This is a genomic window from Mucilaginibacter sp. (assembly GCF_036568825.1).
GTDB lineage: Bacteria > Bacteroidota > Bacteroidia > Sphingobacteriales > Sphingobacteriaceae > Mucilaginibacter.
In genome coordinates this window covers 1-4869 of sequence record NZ_DATCRU010000058.1, presented here as the reverse complement: position 1 = coordinate 4869, position 4869 = coordinate 1, and the positions used below count along the sequence as shown (strand labels likewise).

The 4869-nt window shown below is 42.0% G+C and carries 3 protein-coding genes; 1 reads left to right on the top strand and 2 read right to left on the bottom strand.

The genetic code is table 11. The features are described from left to right. Positions 1-205 (top strand): hypothetical protein (locus VIM89_RS11865; RefSeq protein ID WP_488156369.1); only part of this gene is annotated, 205 nt, incomplete at its 5' end. Positions 206-259: 54 nt separating this feature from the next. On the opposite strand, the gene VIM89_RS11860 is transcribed toward VIM89_RS11865, so the two are convergent. After that, positions 260-1708, bottom strand: a complete 1449-nt coding sequence (locus tag VIM89_RS11860; protein WP_488156368.1) for a RagB/SusD family nutrient uptake outer membrane protein — start codon at positions 1706-1708, stop codon at positions 260-262. Between the two features lie 11 nt (positions 1709-1719). After that, a complete protein-coding gene (locus VIM89_RS11855) occupies positions 1720-4842 on the bottom strand; it encodes a SusC/RagA family TonB-linked outer membrane protein (protein WP_488156367.1) in 3123 nt (1040 codons plus the stop codon). Positions 4843-4869: the final 27 nt, after the last annotated feature.

Genomic DNA, 4869 nt, shown 5'->3' with positions numbered 1-4869 from the left:
AGGCACCCCCACGAATTTGTTTGTAACGAGTTCTGGTGGTTGCGTTCAACTAATAGGTAGCGCATCAGTTGTAAGCAGTAACCTTACCACAGGTACAGGCACAGGCCTTCAGGCAAAAATCAGCACAGCAATTGCCGGCGCACAGCACAAATTGTTTTCAACTGGCACCTGCCAGCCAGCATCGGCGGTACGTTATCATGGGTAATGATATGCGAAACGATAAAAGCCACTTTAAAAGTGGCTTTTATCGTTTTAAAAGTTAGTATCCGCTATTTTGGGTGAGATTGGGATTTAAGAGTAATTCACTTTGAGGGATTGGATATAGTTGCTGGGTGCTTAACCAGGCGCCTCCCCCTATTTTCGTTGGAGTAACCTTGGACATAACAGAGTCTATTGCACCTGTTCGTTTAAGGTCAAACCATCTATGTCCCCATTCGGCGAAATATTCGATTCTTCTTTCTTGCATAATTTTGGCAAGAATATCTGAGGCGGATAAAGTATATGATAGAGCGGGAAGACCAGCGCGTAATCTTATTTGATTTACATCATCAATTGCACCCGAAAGGTTACCATTTGACTTCAGTCGCGCCTCTGCTCTAATCAGGTATTGTTCTGCCAATCTAAGCACTGTATAATATTCAGTTGCTGGTCCGCCGACCGACAAATCTGGAGGCCCTAACTTGTACTTGTAAGGCAGATAGTATTCTGTTCCCTGATAATTGGTACTATCAATCCAATGTACTTTTCTTTGATCTCCTATTTCAAAGCTTGAAAGTAATTGAGGGCTTAAATAGTAATAAGGGTATGATCCACTGTACGGTATTAGCGAAAATCCTTCTGCGGTCAAATTATAAGGAAAAATGGTGGTGTTTAAATTCCATTGCAAAATTGCTTCTTTGTTATTTTTTAAGAAGGTGCTATCCAAATTTCGGACCAGCCCGAAAAGTGATCCGTTGTTTAAGATAGCTGTAGCTTCTAATTCTGCGGAATCAAATTTATTTTGATATAAGTATACTCTTGCCAATAGGGCTGTTGCTGCCCACTTGTTCGCGCGTATCTTTTGATTTCCACTAATGGAATAATCCGCCAAGAGAAGTTTTTGTGCATCGGTCAGGTCGCTAATAATAGATTTGTAAATTTCTGATACAGGTTGCCTTGGGAGAAGGCTGTTTGTTTTATACGAGGTAGTCAAAACTAACGGTACATCTCCAAATAGGTTTACTAAATTAAAATATGTAAGGGCCCTCATAAATTTAGCCTCTCCTATAATTTGATTTACTATACTCGAAGGTATGCTATTGGATGATTCCACCCCTTCAATACAGGCATTTGCGTTATAGATAACATTATATGCGGGAGTCCAAAAATAACTCTCGATTATACTGTTTTGGGGAGTGATAGAATTTGTATATAAGTAATTAGGATCGATTTGATTAAAATCGATTAATTCATCCGCGGAAGAACCGGTATAAATACTTAATGCGCCGTCATCAATGAAGAGCGAACTGCCAGTACTGGATGCGCTTGTGTAGAGTCCCATTAGGGCAGATGTGGCGTCTGCACTGTCCGCAAAAACCTGTGTGGTAGTTATCGTACTTGTAGGAGGATCGATTGATATGATCTTGGTACAAGAAGCTGCCTGCTGCAAAAGTATTATTACAATCCAGCCGAATAATTTTAGTTTGAATAATTTATCTTTTCGGTTCATCTTATTGTATTTTATAGTGAGAATTGTACGCCGCCAACATAGATTTTCGCGGGAGGCATTGCCCCAAATACTGGTGTCTCTGGATCTAATCCTTTGTACTTAGTTAGTAAAAACAGATTTTCTCCGTGAATGAAAATACTACAACCTTTAATTTTAGAATTTTTTAGTATTGATTGAGTCAAGTCATATGAGAGCGATACATTTTGAAGGCGAATAAAATTTCCATTTGTGTAAACACCATCTGAGTATTGACTGAAATTGAAATTGGTAGTGCTTTGCTGAGTTGTGAATTTCGCAAACTCAGCATGATCACCTGGTTTTTGCCACCTGTTTAAGACCTCTGTTGGCACATTTGAATAAACACCCGGCGCGGCCATAGTTTTATATATTGACGGAAGGAATTGCTTCCTAAATCGAAAAAACAGATCCAAATTCACCCCCTTATAGTCGAAATGAGTTCCAAAGCCTCCATCAAATTTTACGGTCAGGTCCTTTACGAATAGATCATTGGCGGTATCGTTTGGATTTGTATTGATGTTTCCGTCGTGATTTCTATCAGTAAATGTGTATAATCCTGTTTGGGGGTCAACTCCGGTATAATGCAAAAGTCTTGCATTTGTTAGAGGTTTGCCAACTGTGAATTGAGATGCGTATGGGCTTTGTGCTAAATTAGGAAATGAGATAAGTTTATTCCTATTAGCGCCGATATCAAATGAAGCACTCCAATGAATGTGCTCGGCTTCTATAATTTTCGCTTTTATTGTACCTTCAAGACCTGTATTTTGAATATTTGCCTGAAGATTTTGTGTGATATTTGAGAAGCCGGTTTGAGTTGGCAGGGGTGTTGAGATTAGCTCATTACTGGACCGATCTCTATACCAAGCAAGTGATATTAGGAGTCTATCTTGGAAAAAACCAAGATCAATAGCTGCTTCCAATTTTTTATTTACCTGCCATTCTAAATCAGGGTTTGATAAATTGGCTGTAAGATATGCAGGACTGCCATTAATATAAGTATTTTGCTGGCTTGTCCATGCGGAGAGAAACTGATAATCTCCGATATTGTCGCTACCAGTTACACCATAACTCCCTCTTATTTTTCCAAAGCTCAAAAATGACAGATTTTCTTTAACCCATTTTTCATCTGAGAATAACCATGCTGCTCCTACTGCACCAAAGTTGCCAAATTGTCTACCAGGGCCAAACCGTGAAGACCCGTCCCTTCTTGCTGATACATTGATTATGTATTTGTTTAATAAATTGTAATTGATCCTCGCATATCCTGCAATATATTTATACTCCGAATTATTATCTGCGGCTTGTTTGACAGGTGCGTTGGCAATGGATCGGATCAAATTGTCATTTACATATCCTAAACCATTCAGGATGTTGCCATCCTGCTCTACGGATTGAAAGCTTCCTCCAAATTGTGCATTAAGTGTCCCTTTCCATATAGCTTTCTTATATTGTAATTCAGGCTCGATGATGGCATTCGTATTATTGTTATTGCCGAAGCTTGAACTGCCGGTTGGGTTATAGGCGGGATTTTGTGAGACGATAGGCGTTAAATAGCTTTGTTGTTCATGAGTGGTTGAATATCCTAGCCTAGCTGCTATACTTAACCCCCCTATTACACTATACTGAATATGTATTCTGCTATTCAGAAATCCAGTTTTGGATTGGTACGGCTGAAGTAGTACTCCGAAGGGATTTGAATTTGGGGTCCATCCAGACCAATTTATTTTACCTGGTGCAGAATAGATTTTGGGCAGATCTGGGGGTAATGTGACCTGCCCCGGATATGATTTAATATTTATATTGGAATACGAGTATGTACTTGTAAAAGAGATGTTTAATCTTTGATCGAGGCTTAGATGTGTTACGTTGAATTGAGCCGATGATCTTTGGTTTGCACCGCTTGCAGTCATAATGTCCGTTTCTCTGTGGAATGATCCGCTCAGGCGGAGAGAATTTTGTTTATCTCCGGCGGTTAAAGAAGCCTGCGCATCGGCGGTTCGTCCAATTCCGGCCCATAACTCATTTTGAAGGTCCGTATACCGTGTAGTATCCCAAGTTAGTAGATCCCATGCGTTACCCGTATTGGGTGTAATATTGTCGTTTTTGAAAGCTTCCCTTCGGACCATAAGATATTGTTGAGTATTGAGCATACTGTAATGCTTTGTTACTTTGCTAGCACCTTCATAGAAGTTTACATCAAATGCGGCCTTGCCGGACTTTCCCGATTTGGTTGTAATCAGGATTACTCCATTGGCGCCTCGACTCCCATAAATAGCGGTTGCGTCAGCATCCTTTAAGACGCTCACGCTTTCTATGTCATTCGGATTTAGGGAAAATATGGGGCTTTGCCCTCCTGCTGGACCAGTCATTCCATTCTGATTGAACCCGGTGGAGCCGCTCGCATAATTTCCACCTTTCCCAGATTCTAGGACCGTTAGAGGAACGCCATCGATCACATACAGTGGTTCAGATGGGCGGGTGGGGTCTAGCTGGGTTCGGCCCCTAATTTCCACTTTGAATGGAGCTGAGGCATAACCGTTGACCTGTTGCACTACCATTCCAGGAACATTCCCTTGCAACGCTGTTAAAACATTGGCTACGGGTTGTCTTTCGATCTCCGCCGCAGAGACGGTGGAAATGTCTGAAGTGGTCAGCCGCTGACTCGTATTCCCGTAGGCTTGCACAACGATCTTGTCGAGATCGTTTTTTGCTACCTTCATATATATAATCTGGGCAGTGCCGTCCTTGATCTTAACTTCTTGTGGTAAATATCCAACATATGTGACGATCAAGGTGCTGCCCGCCTCAAGCCCGGGAAATTGGAACATGCCTTTAGGGTTTGTTATGGTTGCCCGATTGGTACGTTTATCTACTACGTTAGCTCCCCCCAGCGGTTGCCCTTGTTCGTTAAACACCGTACCAACGGCCGTAACGACGGCTTGGGGTTTGTCAGGGTCCAGGGCCGGAGCCTTCCGTTGGATGACCACGGCTTTCTCCACGATTTCATAGGTAAACGGCTGTCCCTGAAAGCAAAGGTCCAGCACATCCCGGATACTGGCATTTTGAACGTGCAGGGTAACCCGGCTTACCGAATCCCCCACCTGGTCATTGTACAAAAATTCGTAGCCTGTTTGCCGCTGGAT

Bases quoted from the DNA above. Each gene is read 5' to 3' on its own strand.
- VIM89_RS11860 (WP_488156368.1), bottom strand. From the start codon at position 1,708: ATGAACCGAAAAGATAAATTATTCAAACTAAAATTATTCGGCTGGATT.